The organism is Photobacterium sp. R1 (assembly GCF_054600795.1).
In genome coordinates this window covers 1-273 of sequence record NZ_BAAHZP010000530.1, presented here as the reverse complement: position 1 = coordinate 273, position 273 = coordinate 1, and the positions used below count along the sequence as shown (strand labels likewise).

1 protein-coding gene is annotated in these 273 nt (G+C 61.2%); it reads right to left on the bottom strand.

The window, feature by feature from the left end:
- Positions 1-273, bottom strand: a 273-nt coding sequence (locus ACYP03_RS26145) for a TonB-dependent receptor plug domain-containing protein (RefSeq protein ID WP_459782690.1), incomplete at both ends; no start/stop codon positions are given.

The window sequence follows — 273 nt, the reverse complement described above, 5'->3', positions numbered from 1 at the left end:
GAAGTCAGCACCACCACGCCGCCAATGGCGCCGGAGCCGTACAGCGACGAGTCCGCCCCTTTGACCACTTCAATCTGCTTGACATCGCCCAGATCGAAGCTGTTATGGCCGGCCACATCGTTCAGATCGCTGGCTCCATAGCCGTCCGCGACTTTGACGCCGTCTTTGATCACCGCAATCCGGTTGCCGCTCATGCCGCGGATCGTGATAGTTTGCGGACGTCCGGCGCCACCGCTGACGCTGACACCGGGTTCATGAGACAGCACGTCATAC